This window comes from Streptomyces sp. NPDC037288, from assembly GCF_055603265.1.
The window spans coordinates 1-19,828 of the sequence record NZ_JBVJVY010000064.1 but is presented as its reverse complement, the minus strand read 5'-3'; the positions used below and the strand labels follow the sequence as shown (position 1 = coordinate 19,828).

The 19,828-nt window shown below is 68.6% G+C and carries 11 protein-coding genes and 2 pseudogenes; 7 read left to right on the top strand and 6 right to left on the bottom strand.

The features are described 5' to 3' along the window. Nucleotides 1-165: 165 nt before the first annotated feature. Nucleotides 166-2,136 carry a CHAT domain-containing protein gene (locus ACZ7GZ_RS38400; RefSeq protein ID WP_471031808.1) on the top strand — a complete coding sequence of 657 codons (1,971 nt, stop codon included), beginning with the start codon at nt 166-168 and terminating at the stop codon, nt 2,134-2,136. 947 nt (nt 2,137-3,083) lie between these two features. Here ACZ7GZ_RS38400 and ACZ7GZ_RS38395 read toward each other — a convergent pair. Beyond that, the gene (locus tag ACZ7GZ_RS38395; RefSeq protein WP_471031806.1) at nt 3,084-3,311 is read right to left on the bottom strand and encodes a hypothetical protein; all 228 of its coding nucleotides are present in this window, start codon (nt 3,309-3,311) and stop codon (nt 3,084-3,086) included. A 188-nt stretch (nt 3,312-3,499) separates the two neighbouring features. Here ACZ7GZ_RS38395 and ACZ7GZ_RS38390 point away from each other — a divergent pair, with 188 nt between their 5' ends. The 4 genes and pseudogenes from ACZ7GZ_RS38390 to ACZ7GZ_RS38375 all read left to right on the top strand — a co-directional run bounded on the left by ACZ7GZ_RS38390 (nt 3,500) and on the right by ACZ7GZ_RS38375 (nt 8,624). Further along, entirely contained in the window at nt 3,500-6,214 is a 2,715-nt protein-coding gene (locus ACZ7GZ_RS38390) for a hypothetical protein (RefSeq protein WP_471031805.1), read from the top strand. 32 nt (nt 6,215-6,246) lie between these two features. Next, nucleotides 6,247-6,667 (top strand): annotated as a pseudogene (locus ACZ7GZ_RS38385) (IS110 family transposase); the annotation flags it as partial. 249 nt (nt 6,668-6,916) lie between these two features. Continuing rightward, on the top strand, nt 6,917-7,696 hold the full coding sequence (locus ACZ7GZ_RS38380; protein ID WP_471031803.1) for an alpha/beta fold hydrolase: 780 nt from the start codon (nt 6,917-6,919) through the stop codon (nt 7,694-7,696). A gap of 745 nt (nt 7,697-8,441) precedes the next feature. Further along, complete coding sequence (locus tag ACZ7GZ_RS38375) at nt 8,442-8,624, top strand: hypothetical protein (protein ID WP_471031801.1); 183 nt, start codon at nt 8,442-8,444, stop codon at nt 8,622-8,624. A gap of 229 nt (nt 8,625-8,853) precedes the next feature. Here the strand turns inward: ACZ7GZ_RS38375 and ACZ7GZ_RS38370 are convergent, their stop codons facing one another. Together ACZ7GZ_RS38370 and ACZ7GZ_RS38365 are read right to left on the bottom strand one after the other, a co-directional pair. After that, nucleotides 8,854-10,005 carry an ARPP-2 domain-containing protein gene (locus ACZ7GZ_RS38370; protein ID WP_471031799.1) on the bottom strand — a complete coding sequence of 384 codons (1,152 nt, stop codon included), beginning with the start codon at nt 10,003-10,005 and terminating at the stop codon, nt 8,854-8,856. Beyond that, complete coding sequence (locus ACZ7GZ_RS38365; RefSeq protein ID WP_471031797.1) at nt 10,002-11,441, bottom strand: hypothetical protein; 1,440 nt, start codon at nt 11,439-11,441, stop codon at nt 10,002-10,004. Before ACZ7GZ_RS38365 ends, ACZ7GZ_RS38370 begins: the two co-directional genes overlap by 4 nt. A gap of 508 nt (nt 11,442-11,949) precedes the next feature. On the opposite strand from ACZ7GZ_RS38365, the gene ACZ7GZ_RS38360 reads away from it, so the two are divergent. After that, nucleotides 11,950-12,246 (top strand): SMI1/KNR4 family protein, encoded by a 297-nt coding sequence (locus ACZ7GZ_RS38360; protein ID WP_471031796.1) that lies wholly within the window; start codon nt 11,950-11,952, stop codon nt 12,244-12,246. Between the two features lie 161 nt (nt 12,247-12,407). Here ACZ7GZ_RS38360 and ACZ7GZ_RS38355 read toward each other — a convergent pair. Beyond that, a pseudogene (locus ACZ7GZ_RS38355) lies at nt 12,408-12,533 on the bottom strand (IS701 family transposase); the annotation flags it as partial. Between ACZ7GZ_RS38355 and ACZ7GZ_RS38350 the strand changes: the two are divergent. Beyond that, entirely contained in the window at nt 12,520-12,957 is a 438-nt protein-coding gene (locus ACZ7GZ_RS38350) for a CHAT domain-containing protein (RefSeq protein ID WP_471031795.1), read from the top strand. The pseudogene ACZ7GZ_RS38355 and the gene ACZ7GZ_RS38350 sit on opposite strands and share 14 nt — an antisense overlap. Here ACZ7GZ_RS38350 and ACZ7GZ_RS38345 read toward each other — a convergent pair whose 3' ends face one another. Together ACZ7GZ_RS38345 and ACZ7GZ_RS38340 are read right to left on the bottom strand one after the other, a co-directional pair. Further along, the gene (locus ACZ7GZ_RS38345; RefSeq protein WP_471031793.1) at nt 12,958-15,480 is read right to left on the bottom strand and encodes a caspase family protein; all 2,523 of its coding nucleotides are present in this window, start codon (nt 15,478-15,480) and stop codon (nt 12,958-12,960) included. It abuts the gene before it with no gap. Nucleotides 15,481-15,815: 335 nt separating this feature from the next. Further along, the gene (locus tag ACZ7GZ_RS38340) at nt 15,816-19,415 is read right to left on the bottom strand and encodes a CHAT domain-containing protein (RefSeq protein WP_471031791.1); all 3,600 of its coding nucleotides are present in this window, start codon (nt 19,413-19,415) and stop codon (nt 15,816-15,818) included. Between the last annotated feature and the right edge of the window lie 413 nt (nt 19,416-19,828).

Sequence of the window (19,828 nt, the reverse complement as noted above, 5' to 3'; positions counted from 1 at the left end):
GATCTGTCCCGGGGGTCACCGCGTGTCGCCGACTGTGCGATCGATCTGGCTTCCGCCCTCTTCGTCCGTCAGGGCCGCGGAGGAGCCATCGGCGACTTGGAGCGCGCAGCGGAGATCCTCGCTCTCGCCCTCGCCGACCCGGCGGTCGGCAAGGGCAGGTCCGCAGTGCTGGCCAAGCAGTGCCAGGTCTGGTCGGCCCTCGTCACCCGCACCGAAGAGAGCCATCACCTCGACCGCGGGCTCACCGCCGGTCGTCAGGCGATGGCGACGGCTCGAACGAGAGAGGAGCGCATTGAGGCGAGGAAGCAGCTCGGTGAAGCCCTCGTCGTCGAACACCATTTCCGGCAGGATCCCCACCTGCTCACCGAGGCAGTCGGACTCTTCGAGCAGGCACTCGGCCTCACGGGACGCAAGGGCGCGCAGGACCGTGCCATCCTCCGGCACCGCCTCACCGAGGCCTGCCTTCACCTGTACCGGGCGACCCGCGACCAAGCCGTGCTCCACCGTGCCATCGAACTGGCACGCACGGGCCTGACCGACGCGGAGGACGATCTCATCGAGCGCGGCGCGGCACTTCAGAATCTCGGCTGCGCCCTCAGGGAACGCTATGCCGTCTCCGGCAGCCCTGAGGACCTCGACGAGGGGGCGACCGCGCTTAGGTCAGCAATGGGTGCCGCGGCCTCCGGCAACCCCGCCGCCGCCATCAAGGCGGCCGACGAACTTGGAGACTGGTCCCTCGAACGCCGCTCATGGCGCGAGGCCGCCGAAGCCTTCGCCGTAAAACTGTCCCTGATGCGAACACTGCTGGAGGCCCAGGACGACCCGGCCCATCGGCGGCAGATGCTTGGCATGGACGTCCGGCTGGCATCGAAGGCCGCCTACGCGTGGGCAGAGGCGGGACAGCCGGAGCGGGCCCTGCTCACCCTGGAAGAGTGGCGCACAGTGCTGACCGATCCGCAGCTGCCCGAACTCCACGAGCTGCTCGCCGCCTGCCGGGACACGCCCACTGTCTTCCTAGCGACCTGCGAACAGTCGGGCTTCGCCGTGATCGCTCGCGAGGGCCGGGCGACCTACCTACCGCTGCCCCATCTGGCCGCCGATCCCGTGATCGGCTGGGCGCAGCGGCTCCTGCGCGCCAAGGAGGAGCGGGGCACTGACCGCGATACCTGGAAGCGGATGCTGGACTGGGCAGGCAAGTGGCTCTGGGACAGCACGATGGGACCGGTGCTCGCGGAACTCGGCGATCAGCCGCGGATCGCGCTCGTCCCATGCGGTCCTTTGTGCGTGCTCCCGCTGCACGCGGCCTGGCGGCCGGATGCGTCTAGTCCTACCGGCCGCCGGTATGCGATGGACGACACGCTGATCGTGTATGCGCCCAGCCTGCGGGCGCTGCGACGGTCGCAGAAGCGTGCCGCGCAGGCCAGTGACGAGGTGCTCCTCACGGTCGAGGACCCGGCCGATCCCGGCGCGGCGGATCCGCACCTGCGCCAGCTTCCGTGCGCTGAGATCGAGGGGGAAGCGGCTGGCGTGTTCTGGACGCGCAAGGCACGGCTGGCACGCGACAGGGCGACCAAGCAAGCCGTCCTGAGCATCCTGGCCCGGGCGGACGTCGTGCACTTCGCCTGCCACGCCATCCCGCAGGGCTGGGACGGCGGAAACGCCGGCCTGGTGCTGGCCGACGGCGAGACGCTCACCCTCGACGACATCTCCTCTCTCGCACTGGCCACCCGGCTGGCCGTGCTTTCAGCCTGTGACACCGCCACACCGCAGGAGCAGTTCCCGGATGAGGCCGATGGCCTCGCCGGCGCGTTCGTCCGCGCTGGAACCGCCGGTACAGTCGCGTCCCACTGGCCGCTGCCCGACCGTGACGCCATGATGATCATGACGATGTTCTATGGGTACTGGCGGGCGGACGGCCTCTCACCGGCCGAGGCACTGCGCCGAGCCCAGCAATGGGTGCGCGACACGACCAACGGGGAGAAGAGCGCCTTCTTCGCGGCGCACCTCGATATCTCCGACCGCTTCTCCCCGGCCGTCGCGACGGCCTGCTGGGAACAGGTCGTACTGGCGGACCCGGAGGAGCGGACTATGGCTGCGCCCATCTTCTGGGCCGCGTTCACATTCACCGGCGCCTGAGGCGTGTGCCTGTTCCACCCGCGTGGTCATCTCCGCGATTCGCCCACACGCCTACCAGGCCGCGCGGAGAGATTTCGTCGCGCGAGACGGTGATCGAAGGCTGCGCCACAGGTATGGCCATGGCGGACCTGAAAGCCTTGACGCCGAAGACCCTGCTGCCGAGCCGGAGCGAAAGCCCGTACGCCAGCTCCGCCACGGCCTGCCTAGGTGGTTGAGGAGCCTCAAGGTCCGCGATCGAGCTGGTATCGGCACGTTCAGCTCGGCGAAGGCCGTGCGCATCAACGCAGGCGGCAGTGCGGCGGGGCACCGGCTCCAGTCGATGACCAGGGAACGGTGCGCGTCCTTGCGGCTCATCAGTGCCAGTCGCCAGGAGAGGTCGCCAAAGCGCGGTAGCTCTGCCGGATCGAAGCCGGGCCGCAGGCGGAAGAAGGGCAGGACGACTGAAGAAGCAGCCGCGTCCGGGAGGCGCGGGCATGCCGCCGATCAAGGCGTTGCCTCTGCATTGTGCCGTCACCGCCGAAACCATCCAGGGGGAACCGACCTCGCACCGCTGCCGAAGGCCACGGCATGCCGGCAGGGCCCAACTCGCAGTGCGCTGAGCGACGTACCGAATCACCACGGCCGGGTGCCAACGGTCCGGCAACAACTTGCCCAGACTTTCCCGATGGATGTACTGGGAGCCGAGATCACCCCCCGGGCTTCCCACCGTCGCCCCAAAGACCGCCGCCTCACCGCTGAGATGTCGAAGGTGTCGCGTCGCGAAAGTACCGTGATCGTCTGCGTGTGAGGTGGAACCGGGAGGGCGGCGAACTGCGTCATGTGCCCCACGTGGACGTTCGTCGACTCACCCGGCGGGTGATCGAACACCTGACCGTCGGATGCACATGAAGTGTTCGTGGGGCGCGCATCCAACGCATGTGCGCCCCTCGGGCGTTTGCTGCGCTGTTTCAGCGGCGGAAGAAGAGGAGCATCAGCCAAAAGCCGATGAAGGCGGCCACGCCGAGCTGGAGACCGATGGCGGTGACGAAGGCCTTCATGGCGCGCAGCACGCCTCGGACGACTCGTTGATGATCCATCCAGTCGAGCAGCCCGACCACGAGGCCGACCACGAGAGCGAGCGCGACCATGAGCGCCAGTGCCCCTGAGATGCCGATGAACTTGAGTGCGGTGAGCACCAGGACCTCCCCAGTCACCCGCGCTGCGTCCCGGCCCTCGGAACGTTGGCGAGCACCATCAAGGTGGAGCCGCTGCCTGGTGGCACGTGAGATTCTGGGAGTCGCTCTGGACAGCTTGGGAAAAGCGGCATCTCACCAGCTGTCCAGATAAGACGCTCTGGAATTTCTATGGGAGGGGGTCCCCCGGAGTGGCCGCAGAGATCACGCACGAGCTTCTGATCGAGTTCGGCAAGAAGCTGAGAGCACTACGCGAGGCTTCCGGTCTGTCTCAAGGCGACCTGGGGAGCCCGCCGGAGGCCGGGTTCAGCATCAAGACGATCTCGGCGAAGGAGCGGGGGGTCGGGTCGCGGGCACCCGAATGGGACTTCGTCAAGGTCTACGTGCAGCGGTGTCGGGAGCGCAAGAAGCCAAGACGGAAAGTACCAGATCATGCCTACGATTTGACGGTCTGGGAGCAGGCCTGGAATCGGTTGGGGGATGCCCTTGCTGAGCAGACCAGGCCGTGGCGCGACGGCGACAGTCCTGCTGCAAGCAAGGCTCGTCCGAGTCGTCGGCTGGGCCTGCCAGTCGGCGAGTGTAATCCCCTCGTGCTGGAGGTGCACCCGGCGATCCAGTTACCCGGAATGGAACCGGCCGCGGTGCTGCCCACGTATGTGTCGCGGGCACACGACACACGGTTGCGGGATATCGTCGACGGGATGCTCGACGACGGGCGCTCCCGGCTGGTAACGCTGGTGGGCGGATCGTCAACCGGCAAGACCCGCGCAGGCTGGGAACTGGTCCAGTACCTGCAGCGCGCTCAGCCGGGCCGGTGGTGGTTGTGGCACCCATACGATCCAACCCCGTCGCGGGCAGTGCTCACGGATCTGGAGAGGGTCGGCCGGGACACGATCGTGTGGTTGAACGAGGCCCAGCACTACCTGATGCCGAACAACCAGCGACTGGCCGAGCGTGTCGCCGCCGGACTGCGCAGCCTGCTGCACGCCCGGGACCGAGGGCCGGTGCTGATCCTGGCCACGATGTGGCCGCAATACTGGGACACACTGACCAATCCGCCCGCCGGCAGCGGCCCGGAACCGTACCAGCAAGCTCGGAAGCTGTTGACCGGGACCAAGGTTCATGTCGCCGATACGTTCAGCCCGGCCGAACTCGCCACCCTGGACAGTCCCGGTGCCGACCCGCGGCTGCGCTATGCCGCCGGACGTGCCGAAGGCGGCCGGATCACCCAGTACTTGGCCGGCGCCCCCGAGTTGGAGAACCGCTACAGCGCTGCCCTGCCCGCCGCCCGGGCGGTCATCCAGGCGGCGATGGACGCCCGCCGGCTCGGGCACCCACTCGCCATCCCTCACGCCCTGCTGGCCCATGCCGCCCACGGCTACCTCGATGATCACGACTGGGACGCCCTCGACGACAGGAACTGGCTGGAACAGGCTCTGACCTACGCCTCCAAGCCGTGCAAGGGTGCCCGCGGCCCGCTCACCCGCATCCGCACCCGCCCTACAGAGCAGACCGCCGGTGGTGGGCAGTGTTTCCGGCTTGCCGACTACCTGGAACAACTCGGCCGCATCGAACGGGCCGACAACTACCCACCCCCGAGTCTGTGGGAAGCCTGCGCAGCCACGACAAAGGATGCTGAGCTGCTCAGGCAACTGGGGCACGAGGCCAGGTGGCGGGGTCGCTACCAGCGTGCAATCTCGTTGTACTCACTGGCCGCCGACCGGGGTGACGTCGACGCTTGGTGGCTGCTGGTCGCGATGCGGGACAACGCTGGCGACCCGGCCGGCGCCGAGAACCTGGCCAGGCTGTCAGCCACGCGTGGTGCCACTGCTCCTCTGCATCGCCTGGCCTCCCGTCGAAGGGAAGCCGGCGATGCAGCCTCTGCCAGAGCATTAACGAAACAAGCCGCTGAGTTCGGCGACCTCGATGCATTGGTCGACCTGGGCCGACTCGCGGAGCAAGAACACGACCGCGACGGCGCGGTTCGCCTGTATCTGCAGGCCGCCGATGGCGGCAACGACCGGGCGCTGGGACATCTTGCGCTGCTGCTGGAGTACGACGGACATCACGCCGAGGCTGTGGACCTGGCGATAGATGCTGCCGATGGCGGCGATCCCTGGGCGCTGCAAAATCTGGCCTTGGTCCGGGATCATGCCGGGCATCATGCCGAGGCTGTGGCTCTGGCGATACAGGCGGTCGAACGAGGCGCTGAATCCGCGCTCCGGCATCTGGGGCTAGGGCGGGAGGACGAGGAAGACTATGCAGGCGCCGAAGAAGCCTACCGACTCGCGAACGAGCACGGCGAAGTGCACGGCCTCTTCTGCTTGGCGGTGCTGCTGGAGGACGTCTATCAGGACACCGCGGGCGGCGAGGAAGTATTCCGCCAGGCCGCAGATCGCGGCAGCGTCGACGCGCTGACCGTGCTGGCGGAACGAGCCGATCAAGCAGGTGACAGCGCCACATCTGACGCGTTCATCGCGCGGGCTGTCGACCTTGGCTACCTGGACGTGTTTCGGGAAGTCGCAGCAGCCCGCGAGGACGACGATCCTGACCGCGCAGAGAACCTGCTGCGGCAGGCCGCACACATGGGTTGCACGTACTCCTGGTTCGACCTAGCCCTGAAAGACGCAGCCGGGGATCTTGCCGGCTCAGAAGCCGTGTGTCTGAAAGCGGCCGACCGCGGCGCTCTCAATGCCCTGGAGGAACTCGCCCTCCTATGGGAGCGGGCCGGAGACCTTGCCGATGCCGACAGCCTGCGCCGGTTCGGACTGGTCGAGACCGCATCGACCAAGCCCCCCGGGCCCAGTAGCACATGGATCGCTGCCCCCTTGGACTTCGCGTCATACGGAGGGCCAGTCGCCAAAGAGAGGCGTCCACCCCAAGCAACCACCCACCCGAAGCCATAAACGGCCATCATGGCTGCCAGAGCACCTCCCAGACCTGGCAACCTCGCCGACCGTCCGACGCCGTGAGTGCTGCCCGCGACAAGCGGGCCGCCAGGCTCGTCGGCGACCTCGCCCACCGGCTCCTGGCACTCGACGAACGGATCAAGGACAACGACCGGGAGATCCGCGAGACCTTCCGCACCGACCACCGCGCCGAAATCATCGAGTTCATGCCCGCATGGGCCCCATCCTGGGCGCCCGAGGGCTCCTGCGGCACACTTTCTGCATGGCCGCCCAGACCGCGATGATGCGACCCGGTCTGTCTCGGGACTACTACCTCAAGAAACGTGCCGAGGGCCTGCTGCATACCCAGGCACTCCTCGCACTCGCGCGGCGTCGAGTCGACGTGCTGTGGGCGATGCTGCGTGACAAGAGGCTGTTCACCTCGCCCCGCCGGTCACGCAGGCGGCTTGACACGATCATTGAGATTCCTTCCGGTACGTCGACATCGGCCGCACCCGAACCTAGAAGCTCAACCCGACTTGAGGTTAACCGCAACTCCCACCCCACCCCGGCAGTCGCGTGATCGTCCGGATGGACTCAGTAGTGCTTCGTCAGGTTCTGACTCTTCGATCTCATGGATCGTGAATCCCCGGGGAGGATCGATGAGTTTGGCGGACCGCTACGGTCTACCTCACAGCGATCACGACGAAGGGTGATGTCATGAGCTACGCAGAGATCAACGGACTGTCGCTGTACTTCGAAGAACATGGCTCCGGCGAGCCGCTGGTGCTGCTGCACGGCGGACTCGGGGCGGGAGAAATGTTCACGCCGCTCCTCCCGGCGCTGGCCAAGGACCGCAGGGTCATCCTGGTCGATCTGCAGGGCCACGGACGCACGGCGGACGTCGACCGCCCGCTGCGCCCGGAGCTGATGGCGGACGACATTGCCGCCTTGCTCAGGTACCTCGGCTTGGAACAGGCCGACATCATGGGCTACTCCGTCGGCGCGGACGTGGCCCTGCGCACCGTGATCCAGCATCCGCAGTCGGTGCGTCGTCTTGTGGTGATCTCCACGCCGTGCAAGCGGGACGGCTGGCACTCCGAAGTCATCGCGGCGATGGACCAGATGAGTGATGCCGCCGCCAAGATGATGCAGCAGTCCCCCGTCTATGATCTGTACGCCCGCATCGCGCCCCGGCCCGAGGACTGGAGCGTTCTGGTGGGCAAGACGGCGGAGTTGAAGCAGCGGGACTACGACTGGAGCGCCGAGATACCCGCCATCACCGCCCCGACCCTGCTGGTCTTCGGTGACGCCGACGCCGTCCGTCCCGTGCACATGGTGGAGTTCTTCGCCCTGCTTGGCGGCGGCCTGAGGGATGCCGGCTTCGACGGTTCGGGCCGTTCCAGTGCCCAGTTGGCCATCCTGCCCGGCGCTGGCCATTACGACATCCTGGCCCACCCCCACCTGGTTGCGACGATCACGCCGTTCCTGGCGTCATGACCTGAGCCGGACAAGCAGCGCGGCGGCCGTGGCGGTGCAGAGACAGAAGTAACCGTGCTTGTCATATCGACCGCGGGTCGCCCGCCGCGTGAACCACGCTTGCGGCGGGCGGCCTTGTGATCGCTCTTGTCCGGGATCACCTGCCCGAACCGGATCTTGTCCACGACGGTTCGAACTGCGTGCAGTCCGCTCGCTGCCCCGGCGTTCACCACGAGACCGGCCGAGAGCCTCGCCTGCAGCACCATCTCCTCCAGGAACGGAGCAGGCCCACGTGCGCGCACACGTGAACTGATCTTGGCGTGGCCTCTTTGGCGGCCATGAGGACGCGGCTGCAGCGGGAACTGCGCGCCGAGGCGCAAGGCCAGTACGCCGACGGACAACGCTAGCCAGCCGGCACAGGACGGCTCCTAGCGTGACGGCCGGGTGGGGGGCAAGCGCGCTGTCCTGCCGTAGTCGGGCTCACGGTCGGGGGCGACCACGGACCCAACCACGGGGTGTCGCCGGTTGGTTGGGTCAGCGGCGGCGGGAGAAGCCGCGGGGCCTTTACGCCTCCGCTTCTGCGGGCGGGCGGCGGCTCTTCCCCTTCCGCCTGGCGGCGCGCGACGCGTTCGGCCTCCGCCCGTTCGAGGTGCGCTGGCAAACCGTCACCGAACGTCGGTGTCCGCATCGACCACCGCACCTACGACGCGGGCGTCCTGGCCCCCTGCCGCGGCCATCCCTCACCCGTCAGCTCCCGCGGCGGCACATGGGAGATCCACACCAACTCCACGACACCCGCCAGGTCAGCGGCGCCACCTGGCAACACATCAAAACAATCACCGCCCGCCACGGCGACCGCGACCCCCACGAGGCCGACCTCGCCAACGCCTCGACCAGCTCATGCGCCGCACCCACACCGGCACCGCCACACCCGGCGAACAGCACCTGATCACCCGCGCCGCACCGCTGAAACCACCCGCATCCGCGGCCGGAGCCCGCCCTGCCCACGCCCCGACCCGCAGGCCGCCCGTTGGGACGACGACATCCTCGACGACGTCGACGACCTGCCTGACGACCCGGAGCAGCCCGACAACGAAGACGACTTCCTCGACTGCGCCAAAACCCTACGGGTCGAATCGCTGACACCATCTGCGGCAGAACAGCTGATCCCGCCGCCCTCATCCGGTCCTGGTGCGTCCTTGCTTGCGGTATCCGTCCAAGACATCCTGGCGGAGCAGGAACCCGAAACCGGCAGACTCCAGTCGCAGCCCCAGCTGTGCCTCATTGATGCCAAGATCGGCCGCGGTGTCCGCCAGGTGCCAGTCGCCGGCGGCAAGCCTGCTGAGAAGGTGACCGCGGCGGACCTGGTTCTCCGACAGGCGAAATGTTTTGAGGTAGGTGATCCTGCCCCTGTCGTCGGTGATGGCCTCACCGATGTGGTTCTCCTGCTTGGGACGGAACTCCGGCAAGAAGCGGGAGAGCGTGAAGCGTCCCATCTGGTAGACCGTCTGCCAGGTGTACGCGTGCTCCAGCAGGCCGGTCGGCATGGTCGTGTCGTGAAAATGCGTCCAGGTGTGTTCCTGTTCGATAACTGCCTTGCGCAGGTGGGCCAGAGAGCGGATCCGCGCGTCAGGGATGTGGGCCCGGAAGTCCTGCACCGGCGGCATCAGCGTGGCGTAGTGGTGGATCAGTTCGCCGTACAGGTCCAGCAGGAGTGTGGGGTGGAGCGCGCGGTAGTCGTCGGGATGCGGGACCGCGAACGCGGCCGCGAGTGCGTCGGCGACGTAGACCATCACGCCGCATTGGTTGGGGTGGATCTCGAAGGTGCGCAGCGCGTCGGTGAGTCCGCGAATTTCGGCTCCCACATAGGCTTCCTCGACGCGCGGGGAGAGCCCTTGGCGGATTGCACGCTGCGACCACTCCTCCCAGGCGAGCGAGGGGCCGCCGAAGTGCAGTGCCAGGTAGCCTTCTAGCGCCAGGTGCATGGGCAGGAACCGCAGCCGGTCTTTGGCCTGGCGGCGGGCCATTCTGCGGTGGAAGCGCAGGCCCATTGTGGCGGTAGGGGGCGAGGTGCCGTCGGCGGAAAGCTGGGTGCCGTAGGCGGCTGCCGGCGTTCCGTCACCGGTCCACGTGGCGACGAATCCGTGCGGGACGTAAGAGATATAGGCATGGCGCGGGCCGATCTCGACCAGACCGGCCACATCGCCGTAGAGCTGCGAGCGCAGACGGAGATCGTCGACAGGTTCGTCACGCACGAGCGGCACCAGACGGACGGCACCCCACACCTGTGAGGGGCGGGTGGCCAGGCCGGTCAGGTCCAGTGTGGTCATCGCGCCCGCTCCTGGTTGTGACCGCTCATCATGCGGGCCGCACGGGCGTCCATGTAGCTGATCAATTCGGCCAGGCCGGTCCGGCCTTCCGCGAACTGGGCAAGTTCCACCAGTGCGGGAAGGTCCTCGGCGTCGCGGATACCCGCGGTGGGCACCGTCGCGGACAGGCGACGCACGTCGAAATCGGCCGCGTCGTAGACGGGGTTGAGATGCACGATGCTGGTGCGACGCTCGGGGTCGAGCCGGGTCCGCCAGATGCGCAGCACTTCGGCGGCCAGGCCGGGAGGTGCGTTGTCCCATCCGTCGGAGACGATCACCAGCCTGGATGGTGTGGTGTCCAGCGCGTCGAGGATCCGCCGGCCCACCGGCGTCGGCCCGTACGGATAGGTCAGCAGCGCGTCAGTCCGCCCGGACGTCCACAGCCCGGTGTAGTCGCTGGCAAGGGCCGCGAGCAGATAGTGGCAGGCCAGGGCCACGGCCAGCGGTCGACGACGCTTGTGAACCGAACCGAAGGTGGAAAAGCTGTCGTCCAGGACGGCGGTGACCTTGCCCCAGCTCCCCCGGTGTGATCCAGCCACCCGGCCCGCGGCCGATTCCAGGGCGTGGGTCAGCTCGGCACGTCGGCGCAGGCGGTCCGTGGCCGGCAGCGAAAGCACATAGGTCGCCAACCGGGTCAGCGGCATCCTGGCCAGGTCCGTCTGTGCCCCTGTGGTCCCGATCTTGTGCGCGGACTCCTGCAGCCGCAAGGTCTCCAGGCGGGTCATCCGTGGGGCTATGCGCTCCAGGAACACATCCCGGGGAATGCCGTACTTGGCGGCGAAGCCCTCGGCAACCGTATAGGGCAGCTCATACAGGGCGGTCTGCTCGTAGTGCGCGCGGCGCCACGTCTCCAGGAGAGGTGTCGCGTAGTGCTTGCGGGTCAGCGGCGCGAATACGAACGTCCCCAGCTCTTCGGTGGCCGGGGCCAGGTGTGCGTGGCGAAGGGCTCGCTTGAGGGCGCTGCGGTACTTCACGGCATCGAACGCCAGGTCCGGGCGGGCGGACAGCCAGTCACGCATGATCGCGCGGCTTCGACGGTTGTTCACCCGGGCCCGGCGCAGGGCATCGAACAGCCCGTACACGCGTTGTGGCGGCAGCGTCGCCAGACGGCACGCGATCAGTCGGCCCTCGCTGCGACGCTGGTCGGCAGTGGCTTCCCCGGTGGTCTCCATCAGCCGTCGGATGATGAGTGCTGCGTTGTAGTCGTTGATGTCGAGCGCAAGGACCCCGGCGTACAGGTCACGGTAGTTGCCCAGCATGTATGCATGGAGGAAGTCCAAGGACAGCCGCTGCTCGCCCGCGTCGCTATGAAATTCACGCTGGCCAGTGGAGGTGATCGCTGCGTTGACGAAGAGCAGCACATCGTCGGCTGCGATGAGGTCCCCGTACGAATCCATCCGATTCTTTCCCCGTAGTGTGGATGCCGGCCGGGGAATGGGGGCGCGAGCTGCGAATCATTGCTTCAGAGGCAGGTTCCGGAAGTCGCACCGGAGTCCCGCGGCCGGCCACAGGACCGTAACAGAGCAGGCCACAAGCCCTCTACTGACTTCCCTCCTCGGCGCTCCCGACGCAGGCCGTGCTGCACAGTGCAGTGGGACCGCGCCACGCGGGAGGATGCGCCGGACTGCTCTCGCACCAGCAGACCGCCACCCTCTCCCCCGCCAGTCCAGCATGAACACACGCTCGGCTCCGTCGTATACCTCGACGTGCCACGGTCAACCATGCACGAGGTCGTAAGGGCTGTTCCGCATTGCTCTGGTGGCCGTGAGCGGCCAACTCGGTCGAGGCCGTACTGTTCGCTCGGTGATCAGTAGCGTCGCTCACCGAGTCGCGCGACGCCATCCCCCGCCGAGCGGCTGCTTGATGGCTCGGTCACGGGCCAGCCTCGTGGAGGGCGAATCAACCATGTGGACGGACGTCGTCGCGGCCCTGCCCGGCACGGCCATCTTCCAGCCCCCTGCATCGGAGCCGTCGCTGCTCCGCTGCGCCACGGTCCTCGGCCATCCCCTGCCCGCCGACCTCGCCGCCCTGCTCCGCGAGAGCAACGGCATCGAGGGTGAATACGGAGCCGGGCTCGTCTGGTCCACCGAGCGCATCGCCTCCGAAAACCAGGCCCTTCGCGAGGACACTGAGCTCGCCACCCTGTATATGCCGTTCGATCCGCTGCTCTTCTTCGCGGACGCGGGGAACGGAGACCTGTAGTACTGCAACGGTCTTTGTGCTGATTGCTGGGCAGGTTCAAGGGCTGTGCCCGCGTCGCTTGTAGTGGCTGATGCGAGCTTGGTACTGGCGTCTGCGGCGCCAGGCTGACCAGTGCAGGATGTGGTGGACGGATGTGGATCGGCGGTCGGTGAGGCAGGTGATCAGGCGTCTGATCTTGGCAAGGCTGAGGTGGATGAGCTGGGAGGATCCGTTTCTGCTTTCCCGGTATCCAGTTCGCGGGCCCGCTGGACGGTCAGGCAGGCGTGGGCGGCCATGGCGAGGGGCAGCGGCCTCGCGCTGGCTGGCGCCAACACCTGGCTGGAACACGGCGAACCGGGACCGGCGGCCGAGACAGGTCTGCTCACGGTGGCTGACGTCAACGGTCTCGACCTGGCCGCGACGGAGCTGGTGGTGCTGTCCGCCTGCGACACGAGTATCGGCGAAGTCACTGCTCCCGACGGCCACTTGAGCCTGCGAGCGGCATTCCTGCGGGCCGGCGCACGGGCCGTTGTCGCCAGCCTGTGGAAGGTGCCCGACGGGCCGACCCGAGACCTCGTGATCAGCTTCTACCAGCTGCTGGACCAAGGCCACGGACCGGCCGAAGCCCTGCGCACCGCGCAGCGCGAACGGCACGCTGCCGGCGACCCCGTGCTCAACTGGGGCGCCTTCGTCTGTTATATCGGTGCGACGGGCGGCGGGGACGGTGACTGATCAGCCACGGCTCAGGTCCACCACCTCGAACACCAGCGACATGTCCTGTGCCCTGAGCAGGCCCTGGGCCGGATGCCGCCCCACCCCGTCGCCCACCCCGAACCTCTGATGGGGGAGAAGGGTCGTGCGGTACACGCCGATGCTCGTGCCGCACGACTGGTCGATCATCCGGGCCGCCATGCGGATGAGGACCGCCACGGCCGCGGCGGAACCGGCGACGACGGCGGCGGTGGGCTCGGCGACCGCCAACGCGGTCAGAGTGGACAGCGCGGTGGACACCTCCTCGCTCCCCGTTTCGGCCGCCAGCCCTTCGGCGAGATCCACATCGGGAGAGTCGTCCCTGGCCACCCACACCGCGATGTCCAGGAACCGGTTCACCGGCCCCTCGTACACGAGGACGTCGTCGAAGGGCAACCGGTCACCGTCCTTGATCCGGTCGAAGCGCAGGGTAGCCGCCCGGTAGGGGCCGCCCGCCTCGTCCGGCGCGGCGGTAACGACCAGGGCGTCGATACGGACCCGAGAGCGCAGGAAAGCGCGGTTGCTGTGCACGGTGAGTTCTTTCAGCCGCACCGCCACTCTGCCAGGCATGTCCGGGCCGCGGGGCGTGACCAGCCGGAAGGACTCGTCGGGGCGCTCGTCGATCTCGAACGCCGGCTCGTCCGCGCGTGCCCTGCGCGCCGGGTGGAGCAGGAAGTCGAAGGGCCGGACCTCCCAGCGCACGCCCCCATCCCGTCCAGGTGGGGCGGGAACGTCCCGACGACCGGTGTCGAGGCGGTCGACCAGCCACTCCAGGCCGTCGGAAGCTGGAGGAATGCCACGCGTGCCGCCGGCCCGCCCGAGTTGCCCGAGCCGGTCCACCGGCCGGTCGGTGACGAAGGCCACGAAAGTCTCCTCCCGGGCCGGTCCGGCAGGCATGTTGTCCGGCCACTGCAACGGCATCCCGCCGTCCCACCCGTAGTCCACGTCGTACTGCTCGCCAGGTTCCAGCGTCACTCCTCCCTGTTCCGACGAGGTCAGCCAGGTCAGGGCACCGGCCAGTCCGACGTCGAAGAGGGAGACGAAGCGGCGCTCACCGCTTCGGTTGGTGATCCGCACCAGCAGTCGGTCGCCGACGAACAGGTGAGCACCACGGGTGAGCTCTTCCTCACCGCCTCCGGACAGCAGGCGCAGGTATCGCACCTCGACGTCGGGTGGCAACGCAGACCTGCCCGTGCCGGACGGCAGTCGGCGGACGCATGATCCGAGCGCCAGCGTCCGCACAGCCTCGACCGCCTCGTCCAGTGACATGGCCTCCCCGGACAGCGGCTGCCCCATGCCGTCGGCCACGTGAACCGCCGGGTCATCACCGCCCGCACCCTCCAGACACACGGTCGCCAGCGCGTCGTCGCTCTCCTCGACGATCCGGACCTGTGCGGAGGACGCGAGATCCCGGGCGATCCGGTCACGGCCGGGGTGGCTGGCCGGCAGCATGACCACCGGTCGTTGGCCGAGCACCGCACCGACCGGCCAGGCGGACACGCCTGGCGGCAGAACTGCGGCGTTGGTCACTCCCTCCAGAGCCAGCACGGCGTCGCCCCTGCTGATACCCGCGACGACGGCATCCGCCAGCGGGGTTTCACCACCCGGAGCCACCAGTTCGTACCGGTCACCCACGGCGACGCCGAAGACCGCGGCGTCGGGCAGTACGGCCACTCCGTCCTTGATACGGACCGGCAGGACGCCCTGACCGCCTCGTGTCCGCAAGGAGAAGAGCAGCCGGTCCGCAGGCCCTTCCACGTCCGGCCGCTGCGGGGCAGCGACGGGGGGAACGGCGCCCCGCACCGACTCAAGAACGTCCAGCCAGGTGAGCGCACCCGGGTCGGATCCGGTGAGCAGCCGCACCAACGCCGCGGTGAGCACTCCATGACGGCGGCCGAGCCGTGCGTCGTGGATCTCGTAGGCGCTCTGATGCGGGGCACAGGCCACCAGGCGCACCGCGTGCGGGTTGGCGTCGGCGCCCGGGGGCCGGCCGGCGCGCGCTTCGCGCCAGCGCCGGACCAGGTCCTCTTCGGGAAGGCGGAGGTGGTCCAGGGCCTTGGGAACGGCCGAGCCGGAACGGGACATGCGGGCGGCGTGACAGCAGTCCAGAATCACGGTGACGTTGCGTGTTCGGCTGGTGAGCTCCAGTTGAAGACCCGTCAGCTCCTCGGCGAGGACGCAACGGCTGCGGTTGTCGGAGCGGTCGTCGAAGTCGGTCGGCACGATGTACTGCAGCCAGGTCGGAAGCGTCGGGTCCTGTGCGGCGAGGGGGTTGCGCTGGCGGCCGCCATGCCCGGAGTAGTAGACGACCACCGCGTCGTCCGGACCGCTGTCCTCCACCAGCTCTCGGTAACCCGCGGCGATCCCCTGAGCTGTGGCGTCCTTGCCAGTGGCGGGCACCGCGGTGAAGCCGAGGCCGGCCAGCGCCTCGCCCATCACCTCGACGTCGGCGTGCACGCCGCTCAGCCCGCCCGTCTCACTTCCGATCAGCAGTGCTCGCCTCATGGCCGGACCCCCGAGTGCCGGATTGCTACCTGGAGGAACGTCCTACCACGGACAGAGCCGCCAGCGGAGGGCGACGACCGGTCGGTAGCCCGCCCGGCCCCTGGAACCGTTGCTTCGGGGCGCACGATGAGGGCGCGACGTGCACGCCCGCACGCCCCCGGCGATCCATGTGCCGTCGCATCCCCGATGCCCTGCCTGCGGCCATCGAGATCTTCCGTCCGACCGCGAGTCGCGCACCGACCGACCAGCCCGGCTGAATGCCGACGATGAACGTGGCCGTCGGCGGGGGGCCATGCATGCTTCCCTCGCCGCCCGGAGTGCGTCCCTGATGGGACTCAGATGCCGACATGGATAAAGGGAGCCCACCAGTACGGGTGGTCGTCATCGACGTTCTCCAGAGCGGGGTTGGGCGGGACGTCGCGGGTTGTGCGCCGCCTGCCGCACGCTGCGGGGGTGCCCGTCGGCACGCTCAGGTCTGCGAAGGCGGCACGGCGTGCGGCGCCGTCCATGGCACGCAGATCGCGTTGGGCCAGCGCCAGCGCCTCCGCCACGGTGTCGTGAGCGGCGATACGCGCCGCGAAACGGTCCATGAACACACACGTGGACGTGTCGTCTACCGGCCACAGCGAGACCACGGCGTTCCGTGCTCCGGCAGCCAGCAGGCCGCGGACCAGCCCCACAAGGTCTCCCCCAAGGGTCGTGTCGCCGCGGCCGGTGTCGCACGCGCTCAGGACGACGAGATCCGCGTCAATCTCGAGCCCCATGAGGTGGGCCACGGTCAGCTCGTCGTCACGGGCGAGGGCCACGGACGACAGGGTCGGTGCCTCGGCGGAAACGTGGCCGTGCGTGGCCAGGTGGATCACTCCGGCACCGGCGGCTGCGCGGCTCACCCGCTCTTCCGTCGGGTCGTTGTCGAGTAGGGCTGAGACCCCGTACCGAGCAGCCACGCGCGTCGCCTCGACCCGTGTCCCAGGAAGGTGCCTCAGACCGCGCGACGGGTCGTAGGACGGGTCGCCGACCACGAGTGCTCCGCGTGCGAGGTCCGGGCGGGAGTGGCCAGTGACGTGTCGGAGTGCGGACGCTGCGGGGAGGGTCGAGATGACATGGTGGCCGCCGAGCAGGTCAGGCCCGAAGGGAAGGCAGTGGAAGGGCACCAGGTGCAGTGGCCCGGACGGAACGACGATGATCCGCTCGTGGTCCCTCAGAGCGGCGGACACCGGGTCGAGCAACAGCTCGCTCAACCGGGCGGCGTCCTCTGTCTCGGCGATCGGACGAAGCCGGGCGCACCCGCTGTGGAAGCGCCGGACCGCCCCGCTGATCGCGGGGGTCTCGGCACGCACTTCGCGTACCAGTGCATGGCGCCGTGTCACCGCCCAGATGAGGATCCGATCCCAGCCGACCAGGTACTCGACGAGTACGGTGTCATCGGGCAGCAGCGGTTGCACGTCTTCCAGCCGCAGCGGCGCTCCGGGGCGCCGATGCCGCACGAGGTGGCCGGGAACCAGCTGTTCGAGATCCCGCTCGGCTGACTCCAGGGCGGACTGGGCCCGATCAAGCCGACGGCGTGCTGGTCCTACCCGGTCTGGTACTCCCTCGTGGCCCGCTGCGGCCAGCAGATCGTACGCACCGGTCCAGGCAGCGCTGGCGCGGCTCCAGCGTCGCAACGCCGCCGACTGCTCGGGCGCCTGCCGCGTGCGGGCGCTGAGGTCTTCCAGGAGAGCGTCCAGGGCGAGTGACCGCAGCCGGTCGGTCAGCGTGAACGCGTCCTCGGCCCGCCCCGCCCGTCGGGCGACGTCGGCACTCAGCGTGTAGAGCTCCCGGGCTTGCGCATCGTCCGTGATCGAGACACGGAACGCGTCGCGGGTGAATCGGGCCACCCGCTCCTCGAATGCCTCGCGCGCTCGCTCCAGTACGTCCGTGGCACCGTCGATGTCGTCGACGGCGGCGAGGACCCTTCCCCAGCCGGTGAGGTCCTGCCACCCTGCGGTCGGTCTCGTCGTACGCAGTGACGCGACAAGGGGAGCGGCGTCCCCGTAGCTCCGCGCCTGCGTCCACAGGTTGAGCTGAAGCGCAGGGTCGGCGTCCGGAGTGTCCGCCAGGAGCTGCCTGACCACCCCCCGCGCCTCGTCGTACCGTTCGAGAGCCTGCAGGACCAGCACGAGGAGTGACCTGCCGGCGCTCCCCTGGGCCCGAGCACGCTCCAGGGCCATGTCCATCAGACGGTCTGCTTCGGCGTCCTCCCCGTCGTGTTGGTATCGCCGAGCCCGAAACAGCGGTACAAGCACGTCCCCCATGGTCAGCGTGTCCGCCAGCGTCTCCAAAGTCAGCGCGAGCGCCTCCGGCTCGAAGCCTGGGTCCTGAGCGGTGCCCGGTACCGGGATGAACCGGTGCTCGCCGAGCCTGGTGAGCGCACGCTGCCGGGTTCCCAGCCGCTGCAGCGGGTCCTCATCGGTGGCGCGGATGGCAAGGCCGGCTGGTGCACGGTCGTTCAGCAGCCGCACGACGTCGAGTGCCCGCGCCAATCCATCCGGGTCGCGCTCGCTGAGTTGCACATTGAACAGGGCGGCCGCCAGGTACGAGACCTCCAACCAGGCCAGCGGCTCCATCGCCTCGTCCGCGGAGCTTCCGGTGGCCAGCTGGAGGCGTTCGGCGAGCGCAGTCTGGTAGCTGGCGATCGCGGGTCCGGTGCTGTTCATGCCTCCGTACAACTCGCCCACATCGCTCAGTACCGTACGGAGAGCAAAAGCATTCGAGAGCCTGGTCGACAGGTCCACGGCCAGTGTCAGGGCGCAGCGGGCCCGTTCCGTGTCGTCCGCCCGCCACCAGGCGTGACCGCAGGCGTGGACGAGGCGGGCCAGTCCGCTGCCGAAGCTGGCACTGCCCGGACCGCGGGCCCAGCGCTCGATGGGCTCGGCGACAGCCGCGGTCGCGGCACTCAGGCGGCCGGCGGAGATGGCTGCCATCGCAGCGTGGACGTTGGCCAAGTGCATTGCGGCCGTGTCGCCCGCCCGTTGGGAGAACAGCCCTGCCAGCCGTGTGAGGCGTTCGGCCCGCTCCGCGCTGCCGGACAGGAGGGCCAGGCATCCCTCCCCGAGATACGCCGCGGCGATACCACGGTCAGCGTCGGCACGCCGGAACAACTGCCGTGCCTCCCTGTACAGTCGGCGGGCCTCGGCGGCCGACTCGGCCGTGGGAACCGTGCGTTCCGTGTCGAGGTCGGCGAGGTCGAAGGCGAGAGTCTCGGTGAACGTCACCGGCGCGGTCAGCCACTCTGCCTCAAGAAGCCGGCACCGCGCCGTCCCGGCGAGATCATCCAGCTGGGCAAAGACCCCTTGAGCCCACGCCAAGCTGTGCTCGGCCTCGCTCCAGGAGCCCGCGAGGCGGTGAAGGTCGGCAAGCTCCGCGGCCAGAGTCGCCGCCACTACCAGGTCCTGGTCAGCCGCAACCCGGAGCGCACCCTGCAACGAACCGGTCAGGTGTTGGAGGATTTCCGGGCTCTGCTCCGGCCGGATGCGCATCATCGACCGAATGATCGAGCGCAGACTCAGCAGCTCCGGTTGTACCTTGCCGATGATCGTCAGCAGCAGGTCCGCCCGGATGATTCCGGTCTCCGGGGCCGCCGGCTCCTGGAGCTCCGGCATCGCGGTGGCCAGTTGGGCGCCGGTGTCGCCGGGCCACCAGTTGAGGTCGAGCATGACCGCTGCGTGGCCCAGGGCCGCCCCCTCCGGGCTCGCGCGGGTGCCCGGATCGGCCCTTTCCAAGATGGATGACGCGCGCCGCGGCTCGCCTGCGATGATCGCCGCGAGTGCGGCCATGACGTGGGGCACCTCCTCGTCACGCGGCTCGGGAGAGAGGTCCGGACGGGAGGCGGCGAGCAGTTCCCCGGGCCGGTCCCGCAGGGCACGTCGTAGCACCGATTCGAGAGTGGCCGTCACAGCTGTCCCTGTCGTCTAAGAGGTCCTGACAGAAGTGTTGATCACGTGACTTTCGGCTTGGGCTGTCGGTGGTCCGGTCGTGGGAAAGCGACAGTCACGGACATGGATCGTGTCCGACGAACCGGTCGCTAATCTAGCCGTTACCGTCCAAGCCGGAGCCGAAGCCGGTGGAGGGCCGGCCGCGGGTGCGGACCAGCAGGCCTTGTGCGGGATCCCCGGCGCAATCCCGGCCCTCGTGGACAACGGCCGGAGGCTGACTGACCCGGACGTGTTCGACGAGATGACCGAGGACCGCTACCCCGACACCTTCGGCGACATTACCGGTAGTTCGTTAAATCCGGCGGTGGTGTGGGTTGGCGGCAGGTCGGGTTGGCCGTAGGCCGGTGGGAGGAGTCAACTTCCTTACTGGGGGC

Excerpts from the sequence above, each read along its gene's own strand:
- ACZ7GZ_RS38345 (WP_471031793.1), bottom strand. The coding sequence starts at position 15,480 with ATGAGGCGAGCACTGCTGATCGGAAGTGAGACGGGCGGGCTGAGCGGC.
- ACZ7GZ_RS38350 (WP_471031795.1), top strand. The coding sequence starts at position 12,520 with ATGGCGAGGGGCAGCGGCCTCGCGCTGGCTGGCGCCAACACCTGGCTG.
- ACZ7GZ_RS38380 (WP_471031803.1), top strand. The coding sequence starts at position 6,917 with ATGAGCTACGCAGAGATCAACGGACTGTCGCTGTACTTCGAAGAACAT.
- ACZ7GZ_RS38370 (WP_471031799.1), bottom strand. The coding sequence starts at position 10,005 with ATGACCACACTGGACCTGACCGGCCTGGCCACCCGCCCCTCACAGGTG.
- ACZ7GZ_RS38365 (WP_471031797.1), bottom strand. The coding sequence starts at position 11,441 with ATGGATTCGTACGGGGACCTCATCGCAGCCGACGATGTGCTGCTCTTC.
- ACZ7GZ_RS38375 (WP_471031801.1), top strand. The coding sequence starts at position 8,442 with ATGGGAGATCCACACCAACTCCACGACACCCGCCAGGTCAGCGGCGCC.
- ACZ7GZ_RS38360 (WP_471031796.1), top strand. The coding sequence starts at position 11,950 with ATGTGGACGGACGTCGTCGCGGCCCTGCCCGGCACGGCCATCTTCCAG.